Origin of the sequence: Bacillus sp. 220_BSPC, from assembly GCF_001054655.1 — a bacterium.
Classification (GTDB): Bacteria; Bacillota; Bacilli; order Bacillales; family DSM-1321; genus Peribacillus; species Peribacillus frigoritolerans.
Genome location: NZ_JVPL01000052.1, coordinates 1 through 521 on the forward strand (window position 1 = coordinate 1; position 521 = coordinate 521).

Here is a 521-nt window from a genome sequence, read left to right on the forward strand (position 1 = left end):
ATCTGGCCAAGATCCCCGGTGACAATTAAATCGTAATAAGATGGATCAATATTCCTTTCCTTTAAATGAGCTTCAATGGTATCAACTGCAGCTGGAGCCATCGCCCCTCCCATATTAAATGGATCCGTCAATCCCATATCGATGACACGGCCAATGGTTGCAGACGTGACACGTGGCCCTTCCCCGGTATTACTTAATAAAGCCGCACCAGCACCTGTCACGGTCCATTGTGCAGTAGGTGGTTTTTGTCCACCGTATTCAGTTGGATAACGAAATTGTTTTTCAACGGCTGTATCATGACTGGAAGCTCCTGTTAACAAATATTGGGCTCCGTTTGTATTGACAATATAGGCCCCTAAAGCTAATCCTTCCATGGAGGTAGAACAGGCACCAAACAACCCAAAATAAGGGGCACCAATTGTTCGGCATGCGAAACTAGTCGGAGTAATCTGATTGATTAGATCTCCTGCCAGGAGAAACTGAACCTGTTCCTTTTGAATTCCGCCTTTTTCCATGGCTTT

Annotated in this window: 1 pseudogene; it reads right to left on the reverse strand. The window is 45.3% G+C overall.

Annotated features, from left to right (window positions below):
- A pseudogene (locus ADA55_RS03275) lies at window positions 1–521 on the reverse strand (stage V sporulation protein AD); the annotation flags it as partial.